Origin of the sequence: Ralstonia sp. OTU4908 (assembly GCF_038440115.1) — a bacterium.
In the GTDB taxonomy this organism is placed as follows: Bacteria; Pseudomonadota; Gammaproteobacteria; order Burkholderiales; family Burkholderiaceae; genus Ralstonia; species Ralstonia pickettii.
On sequence record NZ_JASATD010000012.1, the window covers coordinates 91,658 to 117,365 of the forward strand.

The window sequence follows — 25,708 nt, forward strand, 5'->3', positions numbered from 1 at the left end:
GGGCACCTTTTCTGAATGAAAAATCGCATCAAGCATTATAGCCCAAGCCCTGTGTCAGACGACGCACTGGCTGACGTTTCCCTCACTGCGCCGGAGACGGAAGACGCCCTCGATGATGAGGCGCTCGATTTGCCTGCCGCCGGTGCGGGCCAGGCAGCCGAGCCGATCATCATAGAGATTCCGGAAACCATGCACGGCGAACGCCTGGACAAGGCGCTTGCCAAGCTGCTGCCCGACTATTCGCGCAGCCGCCTCCAGCAATGGATTGATGCCGGCGCGGTGCGCCTGCGTGGTGAGGTGGTGCGCCCGCGTGCGGCCATCTCCGGCGGTGACCGCATCGAAGTCGTCCCGCAACGCGCGGCCGACGAAAACGCCTTCGTCGCCGAGCCCATCGATCTGGATGTGGTGTACGAAGACGACACGCTGCTCGTCATCAACAAGCCTGCCGGGCTGGTCGTGCATCCCGCCGCGGGTAACTGGAGCGGCACGGTGCTCAACGGCCTGCTGCACCGCTATCCGGACGCCGTGGAGTTGCCGCGTGCCGGCATCGTCCACCGCCTCGACAAGGACACTTCCGGCCTGATGGTGGTCGCTCGTACGTTGCCAGCGCAAACCGATCTCGTGCGGCAATTGCAGGCGCGTACCGTCAAGCGGACTTATCTCGCGCTGGTGTGGGGCGAGACACCGGAAGAGGCCACGATCGACGCGCCGATCGGCCGCGACCCGCGCGACCGCACGCGCATGGCCATCATCGAGACGGCCAGCGGCAAGCCGGCGCGCACGCATTTCAAGACGCTTGACGTGGTGGACCTCGGGCGCGCACAGGTGTCGCTGGTGCGCTGCCAGCTTGAGACCGGCCGCACCCACCAGATCCGGGTGCACTTTGAATCGGAGGGGCATCCGTTGCTTGGTGATCCGGTCTACACGCGTAATTTTCGACGTGGTCAGCCGCAGACGATCAAGGCGCCGCTGCCTGTACCTTTTGCGCGGCAGGCGTTGCACGCGGTTCGCCTGGGGCTCGTGCATCCCGCCTCGGGCAAAGCGGTGCACTGGGAAGCCGGCGTGCCTGATGACTTCGCCGATCTGCTGGAAGCCCTCGACCTGGATCCCGATGCCGATATCAACTGACTGGATCGTTCCGGACTGGCCAGCGCATCCGCATGTGAAAGCGCTAGCCACGACCCGCTTCGGTGGCGTCAGCACCGGGCCCTACGGACTGGCTGGCGGCTTGCCCGGCGGTCTGAACCTTGGCCGGCACGTGGGTGACGCGCCAGAGGCGGTCGAACAAAACCGCCGCATCCTACGTGCAGCACTACCTGCCGAGCCGACGTGGATGGAGCAGGTGCACGGCACCGATGTGGCTGATCTTGATCAACTCGTTGGTACTTCAGCGCCTGTGGTCGCCGATGCGGCGGTGGCGTCTTGGCGGGATCGCGTCTGCGTGGTCATGACGGCCGATTGCCTGCCTGTCTTGCTGAGCGATGCTCGCGGCGTAACCGTGGGCGCCGCGCATGCGGGCTGGCGTGGTCTCTGTGGCGGCGTGATCGAGCGCACGCTCGACGCCATGATGCAGCGGCTGCGTGCCAGCGGCCAGGAGGCCGATCCGACGTGGCTGGCGTGGCTCGGGCCAGCCATCGGGCCATCGTGTTTTGAAGTGGGTGCGGAAGTGCGTCAGGCATTTATCGACGCTGCGCAGCCCGACGAATTGCCCGCCACCGAGGCGGCGTTCGTGGAAGGCGCCTCGGCTGACAAGTTCTTCGCTGATCTGTATGCGCTGGCCCGACTGCGGCTGGCACGCGTGGGCTGTACCAACGTGTACGGCGGTGGCCTGTGCACGATGACGGACGCTGACCGCTTCTATTCGTACCGACGGGAGCGCATCACAGGCCGTATGGCCACGCTGATCTGGCGCGCAGAGTAAGCGTTCAGGCGGCGCCGTCGCCTGTGTCGCTGCTCAATGTGGCGGTGGTGTCCGCCTTGTCCTGCGCAGCTTCCTGGGCTTTCCGGCGCCGCCTGCGCGCCGGCGTGCTGACAATCCACAGGAAGAGCGATAGCGGCGCCACGCCGTAGAAGACAAATGTGCCGATGCCGGCAACCCAAGATTGCTCAGTCAAGGACATCATCAGCACGACATAGAGCCACGCGATGGCGACGATATACATGGGAAAGAAGCGGTGCCCGGCGTTGGCGCAATGGGGCAGTCTCGCACGAAATTGCGCAATTTGGACCATAGCCCTGGCGCCGCGCTTAGCCATTTGGTGGCCGCCGTTTTCATTGAATGCCGGAAAACCCGCGCTGGGCGGGCGTTTGCGTTCGATCATCAGGTAACTACGATTGACAGCCTTGAAACGGCAAGGCAACAATGCCTCGCAATACTACGAGTTGCGCCGCCGTTCCAACCGGAGCGGCGCATATCGTCGGATCGAGGGCACTATGGCATCGCGTCAATCGACATCATCCAAAGCATCTAGCGCCCACACTCAAGCTCCCTGGCCGGGCTTGTCGGACCCTACGCAGTGGGCAGAGCAGTTCAAGCAATGGCAAGCCTTTGCGGGCGCCTTCGCGCAACCCGGTGCGGCGGCGCCTGGTCTTGGCCAGTTCAACGGCGCAGCGATGGGTGAGGGTGCGGCTCCGTTCGCACTGATTCCGCACGAGCGGCTGGCCGAAATCCAGCAGAAGTATCTTGAAGAATGGCTTCAGATCTGGCGCCACATGAGCACCGGCGAAAGCGCCGAGGCCGTGGCGCCGTCGGATCGCCGTTTCTCGAACGATGCGTGGCGCAAGAGCCCGCTCTACGGCTACGCGGCTGCGTTCTACGTGCTCAACGCCCGCACGTTGATGGAAATGGCTGACGCCGTGCAGGCAGATGCCAAGACCCGCGAGCGCGTGCGTTTTGCCGTGTCGCAATGGACGGCCGCCATGTCGCCGTCCAACTTCCTGGCAACCAACCCTGAAGCACAGAAGCAGTTGATTGAGTCGCGTGGTGAATCGCTGCGTACCGGCATCCTGAACATGCTGCAGGACATGGAGCGCGGAAAGATCTCGCAGACAGACGAAACTGCGTTCGAGATCGGCCGCAACGTCGCCAACAGCGAAGGCGCGGTCGTTTTCGAGAACGACTACTTCCAGCTCATCCAGTACAAGCCGCTGACAGCCAAGGTGCATGCGCGCCCGCTGCTGCTGGTGCCGCCTTGCATCAACAAGTACTACATCCTCGATCTGCAGCCGGCCAATTCGCTCGTGCGCTATGCGGTGGAGCAAGGCAATACCGTGTTCCTGGTGTCGTGGCGCAATCCAGACGCGAGCATGGCGTCCCGCACGTGGGACGACTACATCGAAGGCGGCGCGATCGAGGCCATCCGTGTCGCGCGCGAGATCTCAGCGCAGGACCAGATCAATGTGCTGGGCTTTTGCGTGGGCGGAACGATCCTGTCGACTGCGCTGGCGGTGCTGGCTGAACGCGGCGAGCATCCTGCGGCAAGCCTGACCCTGCTGACGACGCTGCTGGACTTTACTGACACCGGCATTCTCGACGTGTTTGTCGACCAGGCCCAGGTGGAAATGCGTGAAAAGACCATCGGCAGCAATGCGCCGACCGGCCCGGGCCTGCTGCGTGGCGTGGAGCTGGCAAACACGTTCTCGTTCCTGCGGCCGAACGATCTGGTCTGGAACTACGTTGTCGAGAACTATCTGAAGGGCAAGACGCCGGCGCCGTTCGATCTGCTGTACTGGAACGGCGATTCCACCAATCTGCCGGGCCCGTGGTACTGCTGGTACCTGCGCCATACGTATCTGCAGAACGACCTCAAGACGCCGGGCAAGCTGAAGGTGAATGGCACGCCGGTGGACCTCGGCAAGATTGATGCGCCGGTCTACATCTACGGCTCGCGTGAAGACCACATCGTGCCGTGGAAGTCGGCCTATGGCTCGGTGCCGCTGCTCAAGGGCAAGCGGCGTTTCGTCCTGGGCGCTTCGGGACATATCGCAGGCGTCATCAACCCGCCTGCGGCCAACAAGCGTTCGCACTGGATCAATGCCAAGCTGCCCGAGTCCGCCGATGCGTGGTTCGAGGGTGCGAAGGAGCATCCGGGCAGCTGGTGGCCGGATTGGTCAACTTGGCTGGCGTCACACGCTGGTGCGCAGAAAGCTGCACCCAAGGGTTACGGCAATGCGGACTACCCAGCCATCGAGCCGGCGCCTGGCCGCTACGTCAAACAGAAAGCGTAAGATCGCGCGCATGAACCCCCGTTGCCGTCGCGGCTTCGGCCGCTGACGGTGTCCAACGACCCTCTCTTTCGACAGTGGAAGGTAAGCAAATGACCGATGTTGTGATCGTATCGGCGGTACGCACCGCCGTGGGCAAGTTTGGTGGCTCGCTGGCGAAGATTGCTGCGCCTGAGCTTGGCGCGGCTGTCATCCGCGAAGCGCTGGCGCGTGCCAAGGTGGCGCCGGACCAGGTGAGCGAAGTCATCATGGGCCAGGTGCTGACGGCAGGTTCGGGGCAGAACCCGGCGCGCCAGGCCGTCATCAAGGCTGGGCTGCCGAACATGGTGCCGGGCCTGACTATCAACAAGGTGTGCGGCTCCGGCCTGAAGGCCGTGATGCTGGCCGCCAACGCCATCATCGCGGGCGATGCCGAGATCGTCGTGGCTGGCGGCCAGGAAAACATGTCCGCCGCGCCGCACGTCCTGCCGGGCTCGCGCGACGGTTTCCGCATGGGCGATGCCAAGCTCATCGACTCGATGATTGTGGATGGGCTGTGGGACGTCTACAACCAGTACCACATGGGCATCACGGCCGAGAACGTTGCCAAGGAATACGGCATCACGCGTGAAGCGCAGGACGAGTTTGCCGTGGCGTCGCAGAACAAGGCGGAAGCCGCGCAGAAGTCGGGCCGGTTCAATGACGAGATCGTTCCGATCCTGATCCCGCAGCGCAAGGGCGATCCGATTGCCTTTGCGCAGGATGAGTTCGTTCGCCATGGCGCCACGCTCGAGTCGATGGCTGGCCTGAAACCCGCCTTTGACAAGGCCGGCACAGTGACGGCGGCCAACGCCTCTGGCCTGAACGATGGCGCCGCCGCTGTCGTGGTGATGTCGGCCGCCAAGGCCAAGGAGCTGGGCTTGACACCGCTGGCAACGATCCGTGCATACGCCAGCGCAGGCCTGGACCCGAAGGTCATGGGCATGGGGCCGGTGCCGGCATCGAAGCGCTGCCTGTCGCGCGCCGGCTGGTCGGTGGGCGATCTGGACCTGATGGAGATCAACGAGGCGTTCGCCGCTCAGGCGCTGGCCGTGCATCAACAGATGGGCTGGGATACGTCCAAGATCAACGTCAATGGTGGTGCGATTGCGATCGGTCACCCGATCGGCGCGTCGGGCTGCCGCATCCTGGTCACGCTGCTGCACGAAATGCAGAAGCGCGATGCGAAGAAGGGCCTGGCCTCGCTGTGTATCGGCGGCGGCATGGGCGTGGCGCTGGCAGTTGAGCGTCCGTAATTTTTGCAGTGAGGTTGGCGTGACGCGGAACGAATGCCGCACACGCCAATCGGAGACACCTGAGCATCTGCCGCCCGGCAAGACGCAGGGCGGTTCTAACAACAAGGACTAGGAGTGGACATGACCAAACGCATCGCATACGTCACCGGTGGCATGGGCGGTATCGGAACGGCGATTTGCCAGCGCTTGGCGCGCGACGGCTTCACTGTTGTCGCAGGCTGCGGCCCGAACTCGCCGCGCAAGGCGAAATGGCTGGAACAACAGAAGGCGCTTGGTTTCGATTTCGTGCCGTCCGAAGGCAACGTCGGTGACTGGGAGTCGACCAAGGCTGCGTTCGACAAGGTGAAGGCCGAAGTCGGCGAGGTGGACGTCCTGATCAACAACGCCGGCATCACGCGCGACGTGGTCTTCCGCAAGATGACCCGCGCCGACTGGGATGCGGTGATCGACACCAACCTGACGTCGCTGTTCAACGTGACGAAGCAGGTCATCGACGGCATGGCGGATCGCGGCTGGGGCCGAATCATCAACATCTCGTCGGTGAATGGCCAGAAGGGCCAGTTTGGCCAGACCAACTACTCTACCGCCAAGGCCGGCCTGCACGGCTTCACGATGGCGCTGGCGCAGGAAGTCGCCACCAAGGGCGTGACGGTCAACACGGTGTCGCCGGGCTATATCGCGACCGACATGGTGAAGGCGATTCGTCAGGATGTGCTCGACAAGATCGTCAGCACGATTCCCGTCAAGCGCTTGGGCGAACCGACCGAGATTGCCTCGATCTGCGCATGGCTGGCATCTGAAGAATCCGGCTTCTCCACCGGCGCGGACTTCTCCCTCAACGGCGGCCTGCACATGGGCTGACGCCCCACGCCCATGCTGCGGCAATGCTGCAGCATGGGCGCAGCATTTTTTCCCCTGAATTGCGTGCATGCTGCGATGCTCGATTGCATTGCAGCAGGCATCTTGCATCTGCCCCGGACGGCGGTTCGAGTGCGTGAGCCGCATCAAAATGCTGCGGGTTTTTACCGGGGAAGGTCGCCTTTTCTTTGCAGGGCGATCCGCATAGAATCCAACCACGGAGGCGCTCCGCAGGGAGACACGGGGCGTCCGATCATAACCGGATGCATCTGCGCTGCTGTTGAATGCAGCATTCACTCGCAGATCGGAACAGCCGGGCAACCGCGTATTTTGCTGCATCGCTTGGTGCGGTCATTTCGCACTGCATCGGCTGCACCGCAGCAGCATCGCCAACACGGAAAGGCACGATGGCCACCAGCAAGAAGGGCACCGAACGGCTGATCAAGAAATATCCCAACCGCCGGCTCTACGATACCCAGACCAGCACGTACATCACGCTGGCAGACGTCAAGCAGCTCGTGATGGAAACCGAAGAGTTTCGCGTCGTCGATGCGAAATCCGGTGAAGACCTGACCCGCAGCATCCTGCTGCAGATCATTCTGGAAGAGGAAACCGGCGGCGTGCCGATGTTCTCGGGCGCGATGCTCGCCCAGATCATCCGTTTCTACGGCAACGCCATGCAGGGCATGATGGGCACGTACCTGGAAAAGAACATCCAGGCGTTTGTCGACATCCAGAGCAAGCTGGCCGAGAACTCGAAGGACCTGTACAGTGGCAACACGTTCAACCCCGACATGTGGTCGCAGTTCATGAACATGCAGGGGCCGATGATGCAAGGCATGATGAGCAACTACATCGAGCAGAGCAAAAACCTGTTCGTGCAGATGCAGGAGCAGATGCAGAGCCAGGCCAAGAACATGTTCGGGACGTTCCCGTTCAACCAGCCGCCCGAGAAGAAGTAAGTTCGGCGGGCTGGCAAAACAAGGCGAATCGCGAGGCGGTTCGCCTTTTTTGTTGGGCGCACGCCAGAGAGGGCGGCAAGGTAAAATACCGGTCCTTCAGGTGAGGTGTACGCCTCTCCGACGATCACGATCCCGCCCCGGTTTCCCCATGTTTGATGTCCGTCCCTGGCCTGCGTGCCGGCTGCCTTCCGTTTTGCCATGAGTCGGCTTTTGCTCGCCCCGATGGAGGGCGTTGCCGATTACGTCATGCGCGACGTGCTGACGCAAGCTGGCGGCTACGACGGATGCGTTTCGGAGTTCGTGCGCGTGACGGGCTCGTTGCTTCCCGCGCGAACCTACGAACGTGAGACGCCCGAGATTCGCAACGGCGGCTATACGGCCAGCGGCACGCCGATGACCATCCAACTCCTCGGCAGCGATCCGGAATGGCTGGCCCGCAATGCGGCATACGCGGCAACCCTCACGCCGCATGGCATCGACCTCAACTTCGGCTGCCCCGCCAAGGTCGTGAACCGCCACGGCGGCGGTGCCATGCTGCTCGCCACGCCCGAAGTGCTGTACGACATCGTGCACGCCGTGCGGGCCGCGGTGCCGGCCAATATTTCGGTGACGGCCAAGATGCGGCTCGGTGTTTCCGATACGTCCCGCGCGATTGACTGTGCGACGGCGCTGGCGGAAGGCGGCGCCGAATCGCTCGTCGTGCATGCCCGCACGCGCGATCACGGCTACCGTCCGCCGGCCCACTGGGACTGGATCGCACGCATCGCCGACGCTGTGAGCATTCCCGTCACCGCCAACGGCGAGGTCTGGACGGTGGCCGACTGGGAGCGCTGCCGCGCCGTCAGCGGCTGTAGTGACGTGATGATCGGCCGTGGCGCCGTGTCCGACCCGTTCCTGGCCCAGCGCATCCGCGGCCAGATGGACGAGGCGCCGTCCGCGGCGGAGTGGCCGATCGTGCTCGGCTATCTCGCCGATTACCTGAAGAAGCTGCATGCGCGCATCTCGGCCAAGCACGAGCATGGCCGCGTCAAGCTGTGGCTGAGCTATCTGAAGCGGACGTGGCCCCAGGCTGCGGAGCTGCACGATGCCATTCGCAGGTTGCAGGACGCGCTGGAAATCGAGCGCGTGATTGAACAGATGCAGCTTCGGCTTGGCCGCCCAGGCGCGGCGAACGGTTAAAATACGCAACCGCGCAGCACACCCCACGTGCGCAGCGCAAATCCTCTCCCACATCAGGTTGTTCCCATGTCCGACGTCAGTACCCAGAGCCCCAAGGTGGGGTTCGTCAGTCTCGGTTGTCCCAAGGCCTTGGTCGATTCCGAGCAGATCATCACCCAACTGCGTGCGGAGGGGTATGAGATTTCCGGCACGTATGGCGGGGCGGACCTAGTGGTCGTGAACACCTGCGGCTTCATCGACGAGGCCGTGCAGGAAAGCCTGGATGCGATTGGCGAGGCGCTGGCCGAGAACGGCAAGGTGATCGTGACCGGCTGCCTGGGTGCCAAAAAGGACGCCGCTGGCCAGGACATCATCACCAGCGTGCATCCGAAGGTGCTGGCTGTGACGGGCCCCCATGCGCTGGGCGAGGTGATGGAAGCGGTGCACACGCACCTGCCCAAGCCGCATGACCCGTTCATCGATCTGGTACCGCCGCAGGGCATCAAGCTCACGCCCAAGCACTACGCATATCTGAAAATTTCGGAAGGCTGCAACCACCGTTGCAGCTTCTGCATCATCCCGTCGATGCGCGGCGATCTTGTCTCGCGCCCGGTGGCAGAAGTGATGCTGGAGGCAGAAAACCTGCTGAAGGCCGGCGTGAAGGAGCTGCTCGTCATCTCGCAGGACACCAGCGCTTATGGCGTCGATGTCAAATTCCGCATGGGCTTCTGGAACGGCCGCCCGCTGAAGACGCGCATGACCGAGCTGGTGGGCGCGCTCGGCGAGTTGGCGTCGCAGTACGGCGCCTGGGTGCGCCTGCACTACGTCTACCCCTATCCGAGCGTGGATGAGGTGATGCCCCTGATGGCTGAGGGCAAGGTCCTTCCCTATCTGGACGTGCCGCTGCAGCACGCCCACCCGGACGTGCTCAAGCGCATGAAGCGCCCCGCCAACGCCGAGAAGACGCTGGACCGCATCCGCGCCTGGCGCGAGGTGTGCCCGGAGCTGACCATCCGCAGCACGTTCATCGCGGGTTTCCCAGGTGAAACGGAGGAAGAGTTCCAAACGCTGCTCGACTTCATTGCCGAGGCCGAACTTGACCGCGTGGGCTGCTTCGCGTATTCGCCGGTCGAGGGCGCGACCGCCAACGACCTGCCTGGCGCATTGCCCGATGAGGTGCGCGAGGAGCGCCGCGCGCGCTTCATGGAAGTCGCCGAGCGCGTGTCTGCGCGCCGTCTGCAACGCAAGGTCGGCAAGTCGCTGCGCGTGCTCGTGGATGAGGTGAATCAGGACGGTGGTATCGGCCGTTCGTCGGCGGACGCCCCGGAGATTGACGGCCTGGTCTATATCGCGCCGCCGTCGAAGCCGTACAAGCGCTATAAAGCGGGCGATTTCGTGTCGGTCAAGATTACCGGTGCGGACGGCCACGACCTGTGGGGCGAAGTCTGACCCACTTAGGTAGTCGTACCTAAATTTTGCGAACGGTCGTGCGTTTATACTGGCCGCCATCCAATTTCGATGGCTCAGGAGACAGCAATGGCACGTGAAGTGGTGGTGGTCAGCGGCGTTCGTACCGCAATCGGCACGTTTGGCGGCAGCCTGAAGGATGTGGCGCCGTGCGAACTGGGCGCGCTCGTTGTGCGCGAGGCGCTGGCCCGCGCCGGGGTGAAGGGCGAGGAGGTCGGCCACGTGGTGTTTGGCCACGTGATCAACACCGAGCCGCGCGACATGTATCTCTCGCGTGTGGCCGCAGTCAACGGCGGGGTGTCGGCCGAAACGCCCGCATTCAACGTCAACCGCCTGTGCGGCTCAGGCCTCCAGGCCGTGGTGAGCGCAGCGCAAACCGTGCTGCTGGGCGATGCCGATATCGCCATTGCCGGTGGTGCGGAAAGCATGAGCCGCGCGCCGTACCTCGCGCCTGCCGCCCGCTGGGGTTCGCGCATGGGCGACGCCAAGATGGTCGACATGATGCTCGGCGCGCTGCACGACCCGTTCCATACGATCCACATGGGTGTGACGGCGGAAAACGTCGCCCGTGAATTCGGTATCAGCCGCGAGCAGCAAGACCAGACCGCGCTGGAATCCCACCAGCGTGCATCGCGTGCCATCCAGGCCGGCTACTTCAAGGACCAGATCGTTCCGGTGACGATCAAGTCGCGCAAGGGCGATATCCAGTTCGATACCGATGAGCATGTCCGTCACGACGCGACCATCGACGACATGACCAAGCTCAAGCCGGTTTTCACGAAAGAAAACGGTACGGTGACGGCAGGCAACGCTTCAGGTCTCAACGATGCAGGCGCGGCGCTGGTGCTGATGGAGCGTTCGGTGGCCGAGAAGCGCGGTCTCAAGCCTCTGGCCCGGCTGGTCTCGTATGGCTATGCTGGCGTAGACCCGAAGATCATGGGCATCGGTCCGGTGCCGGCCACGCGCAAGGCGCTGGAGCGGGCAGGCCTGTCGGTCAAGGATCTGGATGTGATCGAAGCCAACGAGGCATTTGCCGCCCAGGCTTGCGCGGTGACGAAGGAACTCGGCCTGGACCCGGCCAAGGTCAACCCGAACGGTTCGGGCATTTCGCTCGGCCACCCGATCGGCGCAACGGGTGCCCTGATCACGGTCAAGGCGTTGCACGAGCTGCAGCGCATCGGCGGTCGCTACGCGCTGGTGACCATGTGTATCGGTGGAGGACAGGGCATTGCGGCGGTGTTCGAGCGCATCTGAACGCATTTTCTCGATTGAACGCCTGATTCGGCCAACCGGCGCGTTGCTTGCGCTGGTGCTGGCCGCAGGCGTGGCGCCGGTGTCTGCCCAGACGCCGGCCGCCAACAACGGCTACGACGTGTCGACCGGCAGCACCAACGTGCAGCCAGGTGACCTGGGCCTGAACCGCGCCGTTGCCGATGGCGACAAGCGCCGCGCTCAGGCCAGGAAGGGCGACAACGCGTTCTCTGCCCAGACCACGCCGCTCCGTGTGCTGCAACCGCAGCCCGACTACGCGAAATATCCCGTCTATACCGGCGTGATCGGCGACATGCCGATCCGCATGCGTCTTGGCCGCAAGGCCGGTGAGATCGACAGCGTCCACGGCGAATACGTTGCGGGCAACGCGGCGGGCGTGCGTCTGGTGACCGGTGAATATGAAAACGGCGGCTTTCTCATGGAGGAGTCCGATGACGGCACGCACGTCACCGGCACCTGGGAAGGCGCCATCGACGGCCACGGCATTGTGCGCGGTACGTGGACGGACGTCGCCCACGACGGCCATACGCTGCCGTTCGTGCTGCGGCCTGTCGCGGTGGTCGTGATTCCGCCGTACGATGCGGCAGCCAACAGCAATGCGGCGACGCCAGCCACGCCAATGACGCCGCTGGTTCCGGCCGGGCCGGGCCAGATCGCACCGCCAGCCGGCAAACCAACACGATCCAGCGCGCACTGGTAAGCCACCCGAAATCGCTCATGCGCCATCAAACAGGAAACCACGTGACCGACGACACCAAGCTCCCGCCGATGTTTCCCGCGACCCAGGCGGTACACCCGGAATTGCAGATCCCGCCGGGCTTTGCAGCGTTCTCGCATGCCACGCATCGTGCGTCGACCGTGGTGTTCAAGAATCTTGCCGATATGCGCGCCTTCGGCAGCGGCAGCGTGGTGCACTGGCGCTATGGCCTGCATGCCACGCCAACTTCCGACACGCTGTGCCAGGCCTTGGCGCAGATCGAGGGCGGTTCGCACACGCTGCTGCTGCCTTCCGGGCTGGCGGCGATTTCGCTGGTGTACTTCTCGCTGATCAAATCGGGCGACGACGTGCTGATTCCGGACAACGCCTATGGCCCGAACCGCGACCACGGCGAGTGGATGGCGCGCCAGTTCGGCATTACCGTGCGCTATTACGATCCGATGATCGGCGCCGGCATTGCCGACCTGATCCGTCACAACACCAAACTCGTGTGGCTCGAAGCGCCGGGTTCGGTGACCATGGAGGTGCCCGACTGCACGGCCATCGCCGAGGTGGCGCGCAAGGCCGGCGCCATTACGGCAATCGACAACACGTGGAGTGGAGGCGTGTATTACCAGCCGTTCGAGCACGGCATCGACATCTCCGTGCAGGCGCTGACCAAGTACCAATCGGGTGGCAGCGATGTGCTGATGGGGGCCGCCATCACGAACGACGAAGCGCTGCACCACAAGTTGCTTGCCACACGCATGCGCATGGGTTGGGGCGTTTCGGCGGACGATTGCTATTTCGTGCTACGCGGCCTGCCGAGCCTGCCCACGCGCCTGGCGGCGCACGACGCGCATGCCCGCGAAGTGGCCGAATGGCTGGCGGATCGGCCGGAAGTCGTGCGCGTTCTGCACCCGGCGCTGCCTGATTGTCCGGGCCATGAAAACTGGAAACGCGATTTCACCGGCGCGAGCGGCTTGTTCTCGATCGTGCTGCACGAGCGCTACTCGCAGGCGCAGATCGACGCCTTCATTGAAGGCCTGCGCTACTTTGCGATCGGTTTTTCGTGGGGCGGGGCGCACAGCCTGGCACTGCCATACAACATCCCGTCGATGCGCACGGCGACCGCTTGGCCGCCGGCCGACTGGGAGAATGTGGGCGGTTTCGTGCGGCTGTATATCGGGCTGGAAGATCCGCGTGATTTGATTGCGGATTTGAAGCAGGCGATGGAAACGCACCTGGGGGCTTGACCGTTCGGGCTTCAGAAGGCGGTGATGACGGGGCGTGCGAGTTGATCGTGACGCCCCGTTTTCAATGGTCGTGGCTACAGCGTTTCAAGCAGGCGCGCAATGGCTTCAGGCGACGGCAATTGACCTTGGAGCTCCTTCGGCAAGCTCTTGGTGATGGCGTAGGTCGCCACACCAATCGGTTTCCTTGCGTCGCGCAGCGCGTATTCGACGATGGTGCGCTTCTTTTCCTTGCACAGAATGATGCCGATGGATGGATTTTCGTCGTCCTGGCGGACCTGTTCGTCGAGAGCCGCCAGGTAGAACTGCATCTTGCCGACGAACTCGGGCTCGAATTTGCCGATTTTCAGTTCGATGGCGACTAGGGAGCGCAAACGGCGGTGGAATAGAAGCAGGTCGATGAAATACTCGTCGCCCTCGACTTCAAGCCGGTATTGGCTGCCCAGGAAGGCGAACATGCCGCCCATAGCGCGCAGGAAATCTTCGATGCGGGTGATGAGTGAGCGCTCCAACTCCCGTTCGCTGTGCTGGGCGCCGAGTTCGAGAAAATCGAAGGCGTATTCATCTCTGACCGCCAACTTGGCTTGCGCGCGCAGGGCGGGGGTCAGGGCTTTGTCGAAATTGGTCTGGCCGAGGAGCGATTTTTCGTAGCTCTGGTTATCGATCTGATGTGCCAGAACGTTTTTCGACCAGCCGAATTTGCGGGTCATGCGCAAGTAGAACTCGCGCTCTTGAGCGTCTTTGCAGCGCTCAAGAATGAGCAGGTTATGACTCCAACCAATTTCTCGCACCAGCGGTGCGAGTTTTGCGGCGTTGCAGTACGTCTCGAAGAAGCCCTTCATCCGCCAGAGGTTGGATGCGGAAAAGCCGCCCGTGCCGGGAAAGCTCGCCTGCAGGTCTGTGGCGAGCTGCTGCACGACGGCTTTGCCCCAACCCTCGGTTTGCTGCCGCGCCACGATCAGTTGTCCGATGTCCCAATACAGGCCGACCAGCTCTTTGTTGACTGCCCGTAGGGCAGCATATTGCGCAGCCTGGATGCGCGCCCTGATCTCGGTGAGCAGGGCTGCGTAATCCTGCGCATCTACCGTTTCTCGCACCACCGGTGCGAGTTTTCTGCGGGCAGGCAGGCGGGTCGCCATCGCGGCCTACTGCTGCGGAAACAGATTCAACAAGCCATCCAGGCCGACCACGTTGAACGCCACGTCGGCCTGGGCCTGCACGATGGGCTTGGCGCGGAACGCGACCGACAGGCCCGCCACGCCCATCATCTTCAGATCGTTCGAGCCGTCGCCCATGGCGATGGCGTTGTGCGGCGACACGCCCAGATCCTGGCAGAACGCCTTGAGCGTCTGCGCCTTCACATCCGCATTGACGATCTCGCCGAGCACGCGGCCGGTCAGCTTGCCATCGACGATCTCCAGCGTGTTGGCGCGCGTACGGTCGAGGCCCAGGCGCTCCTGCAGGCGTGAGGTAAAAAATTCGAAGCCGCCCGACACCAGCAGCGTGCGAATGCCCAGTGCCTGCACGGCCTTGAGCATCTTTTCCGCGCCGAGGGAGAGCTGCAGGCGCTCGGCATAGACGCGCTCCAGCACGCTTGCATCCAGCCCTTTGAGCAGTTCGACGCGGCGCGTCAGGCTCTCGTTGAAATCCTTGATCTCGCCCCGCATCGACGCTTCGGTGATGGCCGCCACTTGCGGCTTGAGCCCGCAGAAATCCGCAATTTCGTCGATGCACTCGATCGTGATCAGCGTGGAATCCATGTCCATCGCCAGCACGCGGAAATCACCAAACGTCCATTCGTCGGGAATCCACGCGTAGTCCATCTTCAGGTTGGCGCAGATGGCATCAAGCTGGACGCGCAATTCGCTGGGCAGTTCGTGCACCCATTCGATGGCCGCGACATTGGGGGCACGCATCTCATAGGCGGCGCTGCCGAACAGGCTGCGGACGGATTCAATGTCGCCGGTCGACAGCGGCGACAGGCTTTGCAGAATGACGGGCATGGAGTGACAGGAGCGGGGTGCGGGCGGTTCGGCGCCGGGGAAGCCCGCTATTGTAGCGAACGCCCCTGGCGGCATGCGCCCCACCAAAAGGTGAGGCGTTGCTGTGTAAGCGTTAGGCGGACGCGGTCTCGACCATCAGGCTGCGCGCCACCTTGGCGAGGAAGCGGTCGCAGGCGTCGAGCTGGGCCAGTTCGACGTATTCGTTGGCCTTGTGCGCCTGTTCGATGTTGCCCGGACCGCACAGCACGGCTGGAATGCCGGCACGCTGGAAGAGGCCGGCTTCCGTGCCGTAGGCGACCTTACGCTTGTCGTTATCTTCGGTCAGCACACGCACCAGCTGCGTGATGGCGGCTTGCTCCGATGCGTCCAGCGAAGGCGCAGCGGCAATCTCGTCGAGTTCGATGTGGGCATCCGGGTGCTCGCGCTGCATGGCGGGCTCAATCGTTTCGCGCACGTAGCGCTCGACGCGCGCGCGGATGGCCGGCGCATCCACGCCGGGCAGGTTGCGAAACTCAAACACCAGCTCGCACAGCGCCGGGATCGTGTTGAGTGCGATGCCGCCGTTGATGAGACCCGTCGATGCCGTGGTGAACGGCACGTCAAACGCCTCGTCGAACGGCCCCCTGGCACGGAATTCATCGGCCAGGTCGCGCACGAAGCAGATGATGCGCGCGGCGTATTCGATGGCGTTCACACCCTGCGGCGTGAGCGACGAATGCGCGGCGCGGCCATGCACCCGGCAGCGGTAGGCGTTGATGCCCTTGTGCGCGACGATCGGGCGCATGGAGGTGGGCTCGCCCACGATGCACCCGGCGGGCTTGATGCCGCGGGCGATCAGATCTTCGATCATGCGCGGCGCGCCTACGCAGCCGACTTCCTCGTCGTATGACAGCGCAAGGTGCACAGGCTCGCGCAGCCTGGCCTGCAGCAGGGACGGCACCAGCGCCAGCGACGCGGCAATGAACCCTTTCATGTCGCACGTGCCGCGCCCGTAGAGCTTGCCGTCGCGCACTTCCGGCGCAAACGGGTTGCTGTCCCATTTCTGGCCGTCCACCGGCACCACATCGGTATGGCCCGACAGCACGATGCCGCCTTGCACGCTGCCGTCCGCTGCCGGAATCGTGGCGAACAGGTTGGCCTTGTTGCCCTCGTCGTTGTGCGACAGATGCGATTCGAGACCGACGCCGCGCAGGTAGTCGCGCACGGTCTCGATCAGCGCCAGGTTGGAGCCGCGGCTCGTGGTGTCGAAGCTGACGAGCTTGGTTGTCCAGTCGAGGGTGGAGAACGGGGTAACGGCGGTGCTCATGATGGTGTCCTTGTTCTGATCGGCGGATGCTACCGGATCACGCCAATTGCCGCATGGCATGACGGATGGTCTGCGTCAGCGCGGCGAATTCGGCCGGAATGTTCTCGATGCGCAGGCGATCCTGCCCCGCCAGCTTGATCTGCCGGTTCTTCTGCACGAGATCGATGATCTTGATGGCATCAACGGGCGGGTTCGGTATGAACTGCAGCGTGACGGCGTTCGCGCCGGTGTCGATCTTGCGGATACCCAGCGGCGCGGCGGCAATGCGCAGCCGGTGCGTTTCGATGAGCGATTGCGCCTGCGGCGGCAGCTTGCCGAAACGGTCGATCAGCTCCTCCTGGATATTGTCGATCGTCTCGCTGCTTTCGCAGTTGGCCAGACGCTTGTACAGCGACAGGCGTTCCTGCACGTCGCCGCAATAGTCTTGCGGCAGCAGGGCCGGCGTGCCGAGGTTGATCTCGGTCGTGGCCGCGAGCGGCGCCATCAGGTCGGGTTCCTTGCCGGCCTTGAGCGACTTCACCGCCTGGTTGAGCATGTCGGTGTAGAGCTGGAAGCCGATCTCCGTAATCTCGCCCGATTGCTTATCGCCCAGCACCTCGCCGGCGCCGCGTATTTCCAGATCGTGCATCGCCAGGTAGAAGCCCGCACCCAGTTCTTCCATCTGCTGAATGGCTTCAAGGCGGCGCTGCGCCTGCTTGGTGAGGCCGTCGACGTCGTGCACCAGCAGGTACGCATACGCCTGGTGGTGCGAGCGCCCGACGCGACCGCGCAACTGGTGCAACTGCGCCAGGCCGAATTTGTCGGCGCGGTGGATCAGGATCGTGTTGGCGGTCGGCACGTCGATGCCGGTTTCAATGATCGTCGTGCACAGCAGGATGTTGGCGCGCTGCGCCACGAAATCGCGCATTACGCGCTCCAGCTCGCGCTCGTGCATCTGGCCGTGGGCGACCACCACGCGCGCTTCCGGAATCAGCTCTTCGAGCTTGGCGCGCTTGTTCTCGATGGTCTCGACCTCGTTGTGCAGGAAGTAGACCTGGCCGCCGCGTTTCAACTCGCGCAGGATGGCCTCGCGCAGCACGCCGTCTTCCTCGCGGCGCAGGAACGTCTTGATGGCCAGCCGCTTTTGCGGCGCCGTGACGATCACCGAGAAATCGCGCAGGCCTTCCAGCGCCATGCCCAGCGTACGCGGGATCGGCGTGGCGGTGAGCGTGAGCACATCCACCTCGGCGCGCAGCGTCTTGAGCGCCTCCTTCTGGCGCACGCCAAAGCGATGCTCTTCGTCGATGATGACGAGCCCCAGGCGGTCGAACTTCACATCCGGCGAGAGCAGCTTGTGCGTGCCGATCACGATGTCGATGGTGCCGGCGTTGATGGCTTCGATCGCGGTGTCGATTTCCTTCTTGTTCTTGAAACGCGAAATCTCGGCAATGCGCACCGGCCAATCTGCAAAGCGGTCGACCAGCGTCTGGTAGTGCTGTTCGGCCAGCAGCGTGGTCGGGGCCAGGATGGCCACCTGCTTGCCGCCCATCACCGCAACAAATGCGGCACGCAGCGCGACTTCCGTCTTGCCGAAACCGACGTCGCCGCAGACGAGCCGGTCCATCGGCTTGCCCGACGTCATGTCGGCGATCACCGCCGCGATGGCGGCGGCCTGATCGGGAGTTTCCTCAAAGCCGAAGCTCTCGGCAAACGTGGCGTAATCCTCGGGCGTGAGCGGGAACGCGAAGCCCTGGCGCAATGCGCGCCGCGCGTACAGGTTCAGAAGCTCGGCGGCCGTATCGCGAATCTGCTGCGCCGCCTTGCGCTTGGCCTTTTCCCATTGGCCGGAGCCGAGCGAATGCAGCGGCGCGGTTTCCGGATCGGCGCCTGAGTAGCGCGAGATCACGTGCAACTGATGCACCGGCACGTAGAGCTTGCTGCCCTTGTCGTAGTCGAGGTGCAGGAACTCTTCCTCGCCATTGCCCATGTCGATGGACACCAGGCCCTGGTAGCGGCCGATGCCGTGTTCGCTGTGCACCACCGGGTCGCCGATCTTCAACTCGGCCAGATCGCGCACCATCGAATCGACGGCGGTGGCCAGTTCCTGCTTGCGGCGACCTGCGCGCCGCATGGTTTGGGCGTACAGCTCAGTCTCGGTGATGAGCGCGACGCGTTCGTCGCCGAGGATGAAACCCTGGTAAAGCGGAGCCACGCCGAGCACGAACTTGGCATCGCCGCTCATCAGGTCGGCGAAGTCCGCGACGCCTTCGGGGTGCAGGCCGCTGGCGGCCAGCGTTTGCGCAAGCGTTTCGCGACGGCCTGCGGATTCGGCGCAGATCATCACGCGGCAATTGCTGCGCATCAGGAAGGATTCTAGATTGACCAGCGGGTCTTCTGCGCGGCGGTTGACGGCAACGTTCGGCAACGGCAGCGAAAGCGGTGCATCGCCGGGCTCTGCGCGCAACACCAGACGCGCGTGCGGCTTGGCGGCAACGAAGAACGCCTCTTCGTCCAGATACAGCGCCGACGGCTGCAGCAGCGGCCGCTCGCGGTCGTGGCGCATGAAGTTGTAGCGCTGCGTGGTGTCGGCCCAGAAGCGTCGCACCGCGCCTTCGATGTCGCCGACGAAGGCAAGGTGTGTGGCGCCCGGCAGGTAGTCGAACAGCGTCGCGGTCTCTTCAAAGAACAGCGGCAGGTAATACTCGATGCCGGCGCTCGGCACGCCGTTGCCGATGTCCTTGTAGATGGGCGAGCGCGTCGGGTCACCTTCGAACACCTCGCGCCAGCGCCCGCGGAAGGCGGTGCGCGACGCCTCGTCCATCGGAAACTCGCGGCCCGGCAGCAGACGGACTTCGTTGACGGGGTAGAGGCTGCGCTGCGTGTCCGGGTCGAACGAACGGATGGTCTCGATCTCGTCGCCGAACAGGTCAAGCCGATACGGCAGCGGCGAGCCCATCGGGAACAGGTCGATCAGGCCGCCGCGCACGGAGTATTCGCCCGGGCGCATCACGGCGCTGACGTGCTCGTAGCCGGCCAGGGTGAATTGCGCTTTCAGCGCAGCCTCGTCCAGCTTTTCGCCCTTCTTGAAGAAGAACGTGTAGGCAGCCAGGAACGATGGCGGCGCCACGCGTTGCAGCGCCGTGGAAGCCGGTACGAGCAGGATGTCGCACGCACCGTTCTGCAGGTCATGCAGCGTCGCCAGCCGTTCGGAGATCAGATCCTGGTGCGGCGAGAAATTGTCATAGGGCAGCGTTTCCCAGTCCGGCAGCAGCTTCACACGCGCCTGCGGTGCAAACCAGCGCAACTCTTCCGCCAGGCGCTGGGCATCGACGGCATTGGCGCAGACCACCGCCAGCATCGGCACGGCGGCGCGATGCTGCTCCAGGTAGCGCGCCAGCAGCAGGGCATCTGCCGCACCCTGCAGGCCGCTGAAGACGAAGCGCGAGCCCGGTTTGACGGCGGGCAGGGCGGAGAGCGAAAAATCGGACATGAGGCGAGAGGTTGTGTAGGGCACGACTGCAAGACAAAACACGACACCCCGCCGGCATATGCAGGCGGGGTGTCGTGATGCAGACCGCTATTATAAAATCCGCGCCAGCCGCGCGCTTGGGCGAGCCAAAACCCACGCAAATGCTGCGCCCACGTTCACTTTCCCGCCTGTCATGTCGATTTCCCACCCTGGCCGACGCCGTTTTGCGCTGATTCCCTCGGCCGGCACCGGCTCGCGCGCCGGCGGCGATCTGCCCAAGCAATATCAGGTGATTGCCGGGCAGCCGATGCTCTGGCATACCGCGCAGGCGTTCCTGGCCAGCCCCGAAATCGATACCGTGCTGGTGGTGACGACGCCCGGCGCACAGCCGCTCGTACAGCGCTTTCCCGACGGCGGTTTCGACGCGCCCAAGCTGGTGGAGGTCGATTGCGGTGGCGACTCGCGCCACGCATCCGTCACGCACGGGTTGGCGGCGTTGCGTGGCCTGGGGGCGCACGACGACGATTGGGTGCTCGTGCATGACGCAGCGCGCCCGGGCCTGACGCCTGCCCTGATCGCTCGTTTGGTCGCGGCGGTAGAGGCAGATGGCACGCAAGCTGCGGGGGGCATCCTTGCGCTGCCCGTGGCCGACACGCTCAAACGTGCCGATGCGGCTCAGCACATCAACGCCACCGTGCCGCGCGATGGCCTTTGGCAAGCGCAGACGCCGCAGATGTTCCCGCTCGGGCTGCTGGAGCGCGCCTTGCGGGAAGCGCTCTTGCAACATCGCATCGTCACCGATGAAGCCAGCGCCATTGAAGCCGCCGGCCACCCGCCGCTGCTTGTTCCGGGGGCGCTGCGCAACTTCAAGGTGACGTATCCCGACGATTTCGCGCTCGCCGAGGCCATCCTCGCGCAGCGCGCACAACCCTACGAGGCATCGCAAGCATGAACTGGATGGACATCCGCATTGGCCAGGGCTACGACGTGCATGCATTGGTAGAGGGGCGCAAGCTGATCCTGGGTGGCGTGGAGATTCCGCACACACGCGGGCTGCTCGGCCACTCCGACGCCGATGCGCTGCTGCATGCAATTACCGATGCGCTGTTCGGCGCCGCCGGGCTGGGCGACATCGGCCGGCATTTTCCCGACACCGATCCGGCCTTTGCCGGCGCCGACAGCCGCATGCTGCTGCGCGAAGCCGTGCGCCGCGTGCACAAGGCCGGCTACGCGGTCGGTAATGTCGACGCGACCGTCATCGCGCAGAAGCCGAAGCTCGCGCCGCACGTGCCGGGCATGGTGGCGAACCTTGCCGAAGACTTGGGCATTGCGCCCGAGCGTTGCAACGTCAAGGCCAAGACGAATGAGAAGCTCGGCTTCGAAGGCAAGGAGGAAGGCATCGTTGCGCAGGCGGTGGTGTTGATCTATCGCGCAGAAGCCGCTGAGCAGGACTGAGTTCGCGTCGCCACCACGGCAAGGCAAACGGCTGCGACGGAGCAGTCCGGGCTGCCGTTTTTTGTTTGTGCCATCGACGCGACTATTCGGCCGCGATGACCTGCGCCACCGCGTTGATCACAGCCGCGATACGACCCACATCGCGCAATTGCTGCGCGCTCATGCCCTGGTGATTCTTCAGCAGGTCGTAGTGCGATTTGATACAGAAATGGCATTTGCCGATGATGGACGCGGCCAGGGCGTACATCTCGAACCGGCGCTTGTCGACGCCGCCATTGTTGGCGTAGGCGTTCATGCGCAACTCCGCTTTCTGCTGCGCCAGGTCAGAGTCGTCGGCCATCTCGACGTACGGATACCAGACGTTGTTCATGCCCATCAGGGCAGCCGCGGTCAGCGCGCCGTTCACCTCCTCGGGCGACAGCACCCCGGCATTGCGGATGGCGTCGGTCAGCACCTTGCTCTTCGTGGCAAATGCGGCCGCCAGCGCGACGCCCACGGCATCATTGCCCTCCAGCGAGGAGCGCGCGATCGTGCCATCCAGGTTCAGGCGGATGTCCTTGGCGTAGTCGGGAATCCGACCCTTGATCGTCTGCAGAAATTCCATCGATGTCTCCTGTCAGCGGCGGCTGAAAAAGAAAGCCCGCGCAGGGGCGGGCTTCGGCTTCGGAGGGCGCCGCGTGGCCGTTACAGCGTCGCACCGCCGACTGCGCGGTTACACGGGCACAACTCGTCCGTCTGCAGGCCGTCGAGAATGCGCAGCACTTCGTCCGGGTTGCGACCCACGTTCAGGTTGTTGACCGACACGTGCTGGATCACGTTGTCCGGATCGACGATGAACGTGGCGCGCAACGCAACACCGGCCTCGTGCTCGCGTACGCCAAGCTGGTCGACCAGCGCACCCGTCGAGTCTGCAAACGACCACTGGTTGAGCTTGTTCAGGTCTTTGTGCTCGCGGCGCCATGCGAGCTTGACGAATTCATTGTCGGTCGAGCCACCCAGCACGATCGTGTCGCGGTCGGCAAAGTCGTCGTTCAGTTTGGCGAAGGCGACGATTTCGGTCGGGCAGACAAAGGTGAAGTCCTTCGGATAGAAGAAGATGACTTTCCATTTGCCCGGGAACGAGGTCTCGGTGATGTCTTCGAACGCCGACTCGCCGTTCTCTTCGTGATTGTTGAACCCGGGCTTGACGCCGACGACCTTGAACGGTTCGAGCTTGTCACCAATGGTCTTCATGAGCTTCTCCTGGAGTTGTGTGGCAGTGGGTACGAAACCCAAACGGGGACTTGCAGACACACGCTCACCGGCCGTCCGGTTCGACTGGAGGATGTTCGGACGGAGACGAAGAACGCGCAGGCACGCAGCCTGGCGGCTGGAGTATTGGCGATGAATTCAAAACCGGCCAATTGATATTCTCAACGCCAGCCATAGCGCTGCCTGCCGCCGCACCTTATCGGCGACGCATGACAGTCGTGGGAAGCAGGGGATATGCCCGGGAGAGGCGGCGCAGTGTGCCGGATCAGGCGCGCGCGTAGCAGGCGCTGACGAGCAGTCCCGTTTCGGGCGGTGTGCGGTTCTCAAGCACGAGGCGGCCGCCGCTGCGCTGCAGGATGCGATTGACGATCGACATGCCAAGCCCGGCGCCCTTGGCTTCGCTGCGTGCCGATTCGAGGCGGTAGAACGGCCGCGTGAGCAACGCAAGCTGATCCGTCGGCACACCCGCACCGCGATCGGCCACGCACAATACAACCTCGTTGCCTTGCAGGAACGTGCTGACGGTGATCTCTGCGCGGTTCGTGCCGGGGGTCTTGCCGTAGCGGCGTGCGTTTTCGATCAGGTTGTCGAGAATGCGCTGCGTTTCCATGCGGTTGCAGCGGGCGATGGCCTCGGGCGCGAGCTTGAGCGTGAGGTCGATGTCGTCGTGAGCGGAGTAAACCGGTGCCGTGTCGCGCACCAGTTCGGTCAAGTCCACGTCTTCGAGCATCTCGCCGTTGGGGCGCGCGTAGTCGAGGAACTGGCCGATGATCGCGTCCATCTGTTCGATGTCCGCCACCATCAATTCGCGTGTTTGCTCGTCGACGGGGCTCATCTCGGTTTCCAGGCGCAGGCGCGTAAGGGGCGTGCGCAGGTCGTGCGAGATGCCGGCCAGCATGACGGCGCGATCGGCCTCGAGCTGCTTGAGGTCGCGCACCATCTGATTGAAACTGTGGTTCGCCTGCGCCACTTCCGTGCCGCCGCCTTCGGGCAGCGCCTTCGGGTCCTCTCCGGCGCTGATGGCGCGCGCCGTGTCGGCCAGGCGCTTGAGCGGCTGGTTCACGCGTGACGTAATGAACGCCGCCCCCAGCACCGACAGCACCAGCGCCGCCATCGACCACCACAGCCATTGCAAGCCAGGCACGTGCTCGAAACGGTCCGGGCTGATGGCGACCCAGTAGTCATCGCCCTCGATCTGGAAGCTCACCCACACGCCCGGGATGTCATTGACGGCCGTGGCGATCACCGCGTCGGCGCCGAGCCGGTTGCGGATTTCCTTTTGGACAAGCTGTGTCAGGTACGGGTTGGTGTGCGGCTCGCGATATTCGTCTTCCTTCTCGCGGGGGTAGACCTTGATGCCCTCGTTCTGCACGAGATCGAGCAGCAGGAAGCGGCGTCGCGACGGATCGGAATACAGCAGCGCCGCGCGCGTGAGCTTGACCACGCTGACGACCTGCATGGCGATCTGCTGGGCGCGCGGCTCGCGTTCGAAAATACGGAAGCTCTGGAACCATACGCCCAGAGAGATCGCGATCAGCAATGCGATCAGCATGAAGGTTCGCCAGAACAGCGACCCAAACACACTGATCAGCAGACGCCGCAACGCGGCTGGACGCGGGATGCGCAAGTCGGATGCGGAAGAGAAAGGTTGCTCGGGCGCTTACTTGGCGCCGTCGGGAATGAACACGTAGCCCAGGCCCCACACGGTCTGGATGAAGCGGGGGTTGCTGGCGTCCGGTTCGATCAGCTTGCGCAGGCGCGAAATCTGCACATCAAGGCTGCGGTCGAACACTTCGTATTCGCGGCCGCGCGCCATTTCCATCAGCTTCTCGCGCGATAGGGGTTGGCGCGGATGGCGTGCAAACACCTTGAGCACGGAGAATTCACCCGTCGTGAGGGTGATCTCTTCGTCGTTTTTCTTGAGCGTGCGAGTGGCCAGGTTGAGCACGAAATCGCCAAAGGCGAACGTTTCCGGCGTCTCGGACGGCGCACCCGGGATTTCGGCGGGGCCGCGGCGGCGCAGCACGGCGTGGATGCGCGCGATCAGTTCGCGGGGGTTGAAAGGCTTGGGAAGATAATCGTCCGCGCCCATTTCAAGGCCGACAATGCGGTCGACGTCTTCGCCCTTGGCGGTAAGCATGATGATGGGCGTTTGATCATTTGCGCCGCGCAGGCGACGGCAGATCGACAAGCCGTCTTCACCCGGCATCATCAGGTCAAGCACGAGCAGGTCGAAGCGCTCGCGCAGCCAGAGTTTGTTCATGGCCGTGGCGTTTTCCGCCACCAGCACGGTGAAGCCCTGTTCCCCCAGGTAACGGCGCAGCAGGTCGCGCAGGCGGGGGTCGTCGTCGACGACGAGAATCTTTTGACCGGAATTTTCCATGGCGCTAATGGTAACGACAAAAACATGGGCCCAATCGACAACAGGAGGCAGTAAAAGCCCAATTGAAACAGACGGTTACATTATTTACCGAGTCACGCGAACAGTCTGTAGGACGCGCAGCTACACTGCCCTGGCAGTTCCTCGCAACGGTTTGGGGTCTGTCGACCCCCGCGGAGGGGACTGGCGTGCAATGCGGTTGCCTGTTATCGATTGTCGCGCAATGATGCATGGCGCATCGGTTTCCAGCAACAAAGACGTGGCTTCTCAACTTCCTTTTTCGAATCGCTCGGTGATGTTTCGGCGGCGCGCGGCGCTGTTGACCTGTGTTCTTGCCCTCTGTGCGGCCGGTTCGCAGGCGCACGCGCGCAGTGAACGCGGTGGCTTTGGCGGATTCGGCGGTTTTTTCGGCGGCGGACACGCAATGCAGGCCGGCGCGCAGGAGAAAAGGGGTGGGCAGGGTCCGGCGCACGGCCGTGGTGGCGAAGAACGCAGCCGCCGCGCCGCCGCGATGGAGAACCGCCGTGGAGAGAATGCCGATCGAGGGTCTGCGCAACGCAAGCTGTCTCCCGAGGAACGCAAGCAATTGCGTCAGAACATCTATGACGTCACGCGGGATATCTACCATCGTGGCGGCTAGGTAGGGGCCGAGGAACGGCGCAGGAGTCGCTGCCCCGGCAAAGCAGTAGGGTCGTTTCGG

The 25,708-nt window shown here is 63.7% G+C and carries 23 protein-coding genes; 14 read left to right on the forward strand and 9 right to left on the reverse strand.

The features are described 5' to 3' along the window. The first annotated feature begins 15 nt into the window (after positions 1-15). Both AAHM38_RS12980 and pgeF read left to right on the forward strand, forming a co-directional pair. Complete coding sequence (locus AAHM38_RS12980; protein WP_116576578.1) at positions 16-1,128, forward strand: RluA family pseudouridine synthase; 1,113 nt, start codon at positions 16-18, stop codon at positions 1,126-1,128. Beyond that, positions 1,112-1,921 carry a peptidoglycan editing factor PgeF gene (gene pgeF / locus AAHM38_RS12985; RefSeq protein WP_116576579.1) on the forward strand — a complete coding sequence of 270 codons (810 nt, stop codon included), beginning with the start codon at positions 1,112-1,114 and terminating at the stop codon, positions 1,919-1,921. Before AAHM38_RS12980 ends, pgeF begins: the two co-directional genes overlap by 17 nt. Positions 1,922-1,925: 4 nt before the next feature. Here the strand turns inward: pgeF and AAHM38_RS12990 are convergent, their stop codons facing one another. Beyond that, entirely contained in the window at positions 1,926-2,162 is a 237-nt protein-coding gene (locus tag AAHM38_RS12990; RefSeq protein WP_009240762.1) for a hypothetical protein, read from the reverse strand. Between the two features lie 271 nt (positions 2,163-2,433). Here AAHM38_RS12990 and phaC point away from each other — a divergent pair, with 271 nt between their 5' ends. From phaC to AAHM38_RS13035, 9 genes are all read left to right on the forward strand, one after another. Next, on the forward strand, positions 2,434-4,227 hold the full coding sequence (gene phaC / locus AAHM38_RS12995) for a class I poly(R)-hydroxyalkanoic acid synthase (RefSeq protein WP_116576580.1): 1,794 nt from the start codon (positions 2,434-2,436) through the stop codon (positions 4,225-4,227). An 89-nt stretch (positions 4,228-4,316) separates the two neighbouring features. Next, positions 4,317-5,498, forward strand: coding sequence for an acetyl-CoA C-acetyltransferase (locus AAHM38_RS13000; RefSeq protein ID WP_009240760.1), 1,182 nt, complete (start codon positions 4,317-4,319; stop codon positions 5,496-5,498). A 120-nt stretch (positions 5,499-5,618) separates the two neighbouring features. Next, positions 5,619-6,359: a 3-ketoacyl-ACP reductase gene (locus AAHM38_RS13005; RefSeq protein WP_009240759.1), complete on the forward strand. Its 741-nt coding sequence runs from the start codon at positions 5,619-5,621 to the stop codon at positions 6,357-6,359. 404 nt (positions 6,360-6,763) lie between these two features. Then, positions 6,764-7,318, forward strand: coding sequence for a polyhydroxyalkanoate synthesis repressor PhaR (gene phaR, locus AAHM38_RS13010; protein WP_004627096.1), 555 nt, complete (start codon positions 6,764-6,766; stop codon positions 7,316-7,318). A gap of 198 nt (positions 7,319-7,516) precedes the next feature. Beyond that, positions 7,517-8,497: a tRNA dihydrouridine synthase gene (locus AAHM38_RS13015; protein WP_065856360.1), complete on the forward strand. Its 981-nt coding sequence runs from the start codon at positions 7,517-7,519 to the stop codon at positions 8,495-8,497. A 66-nt stretch (positions 8,498-8,563) separates the two neighbouring features. Then, complete coding sequence (rimO, locus tag AAHM38_RS13020; RefSeq protein ID WP_009240757.1) at positions 8,564-9,925, forward strand: 30S ribosomal protein S12 methylthiotransferase RimO; 1,362 nt, start codon at positions 8,564-8,566, stop codon at positions 9,923-9,925. Between the two features lie 87 nt (positions 9,926-10,012). Next, positions 10,013-11,197: a beta-ketothiolase BktB gene (gene bktB, locus AAHM38_RS13025; RefSeq protein WP_116576581.1), complete on the forward strand. Its 1,185-nt coding sequence runs from the start codon at positions 10,013-10,015 to the stop codon at positions 11,195-11,197. Next, complete coding sequence (locus tag AAHM38_RS13030) at positions 11,172-11,915, forward strand: hypothetical protein (protein WP_116576582.1); 744 nt, start codon at positions 11,172-11,174, stop codon at positions 11,913-11,915. The genes bktB and AAHM38_RS13030 overlap by 26 nt, the downstream gene beginning before the upstream one ends. A 41-nt stretch (positions 11,916-11,956) precedes the next feature. Further along, positions 11,957-13,168, forward strand: coding sequence for a cystathionine beta-lyase (locus tag AAHM38_RS13035; RefSeq protein WP_116576583.1), 1,212 nt, complete (start codon positions 11,957-11,959; stop codon positions 13,166-13,168). Positions 13,169-13,242: 74 nt separating this feature from the next. Here AAHM38_RS13035 and AAHM38_RS13040 read toward each other — a convergent pair whose 3' ends face one another. The 4 genes from AAHM38_RS13040 to mfd all read right to left on the reverse strand — a co-directional run bounded on the left by AAHM38_RS13040 (position 13,243) and on the right by mfd (position 19,943). After that, positions 13,243-14,304, reverse strand: coding sequence for a PDDEXK nuclease domain-containing protein (locus tag AAHM38_RS13040; protein WP_116576584.1), 1,062 nt, complete (start codon positions 14,302-14,304; stop codon positions 13,243-13,245). A 6-nt stretch (positions 14,305-14,310) separates the two neighbouring features. Then, complete coding sequence (gene serB, locus AAHM38_RS13045) at positions 14,311-15,168, reverse strand: phosphoserine phosphatase SerB (protein WP_116576585.1); 858 nt, start codon at positions 15,166-15,168, stop codon at positions 14,311-14,313. 112 nt (positions 15,169-15,280) lie between these two features. Next, positions 15,281-16,474, reverse strand: coding sequence for an acetylornithine deacetylase (argE, locus tag AAHM38_RS13050; RefSeq protein ID WP_116576608.1), 1,194 nt, complete (start codon positions 16,472-16,474; stop codon positions 15,281-15,283). A gap of 37 nt (positions 16,475-16,511) precedes the next feature. Beyond that, positions 16,512-19,943, reverse strand: coding sequence for a transcription-repair coupling factor (mfd, locus tag AAHM38_RS13055; protein ID WP_116576586.1), 3,432 nt, complete (start codon positions 19,941-19,943; stop codon positions 16,512-16,514). 172 nt (positions 19,944-20,115) lie between these two features. Here mfd and ispD point away from each other — a divergent pair, with 172 nt between their 5' ends. Next, entirely contained in the window at positions 20,116-20,874 is a 759-nt protein-coding gene (ispD, locus tag AAHM38_RS13060; protein WP_116576587.1) for a 2-C-methyl-D-erythritol 4-phosphate cytidylyltransferase, read from the forward strand. Beyond that, positions 20,871-21,377 carry a 2-C-methyl-D-erythritol 2,4-cyclodiphosphate synthase gene (gene ispF, locus AAHM38_RS13065; RefSeq protein ID WP_012762071.1) on the forward strand — a complete coding sequence of 169 codons (507 nt, stop codon included), beginning with the start codon at positions 20,871-20,873 and terminating at the stop codon, positions 21,375-21,377. The genes ispD and ispF overlap by 4 nt, the downstream gene beginning before the upstream one ends. Positions 21,378-21,459: 82 nt before the next feature. Here ispF and AAHM38_RS13070 read toward each other — a convergent pair whose 3' ends face one another. The 4 genes from AAHM38_RS13070 to ompR all read right to left on the reverse strand — a co-directional run bounded on the left by AAHM38_RS13070 (position 21,460) and on the right by ompR (position 25,011). After that, entirely contained in the window at positions 21,460-21,981 is a 522-nt protein-coding gene (locus AAHM38_RS13070; RefSeq protein WP_012762070.1) for a carboxymuconolactone decarboxylase family protein, read from the reverse strand. 80 nt (positions 21,982-22,061) lie between these two features. Continuing rightward, complete coding sequence (locus tag AAHM38_RS13075; protein ID WP_004627068.1) at positions 22,062-22,610, reverse strand: peroxiredoxin; 549 nt, start codon at positions 22,608-22,610, stop codon at positions 22,062-22,064. A gap of 283 nt (positions 22,611-22,893) precedes the next feature. Further along, positions 22,894-24,255 carry an ATP-binding protein gene (locus tag AAHM38_RS13080; RefSeq protein WP_012762069.1) on the reverse strand — a complete coding sequence of 454 codons (1,362 nt, stop codon included), beginning with the start codon at positions 24,253-24,255 and terminating at the stop codon, positions 22,894-22,896. A 33-nt stretch (positions 24,256-24,288) separates the two neighbouring features. After that, positions 24,289-25,011, reverse strand: a complete 723-nt coding sequence (gene ompR / locus AAHM38_RS13085) for an osmolarity response regulator transcription factor OmpR (RefSeq protein ID WP_004627064.1) — start codon at positions 25,009-25,011, stop codon at positions 24,289-24,291. A gap of 220 nt (positions 25,012-25,231) precedes the next feature. Here ompR and AAHM38_RS13090 point away from each other — a divergent pair, with 220 nt between their 5' ends. Then, the gene (locus AAHM38_RS13090) at positions 25,232-25,648 is read left to right on the forward strand and encodes a hypothetical protein (RefSeq protein ID WP_257019870.1); all 417 of its coding nucleotides are present in this window, start codon (positions 25,232-25,234) and stop codon (positions 25,646-25,648) included. The last annotated feature ends 60 nt before the right edge of the window (positions 25,649-25,708 follow it).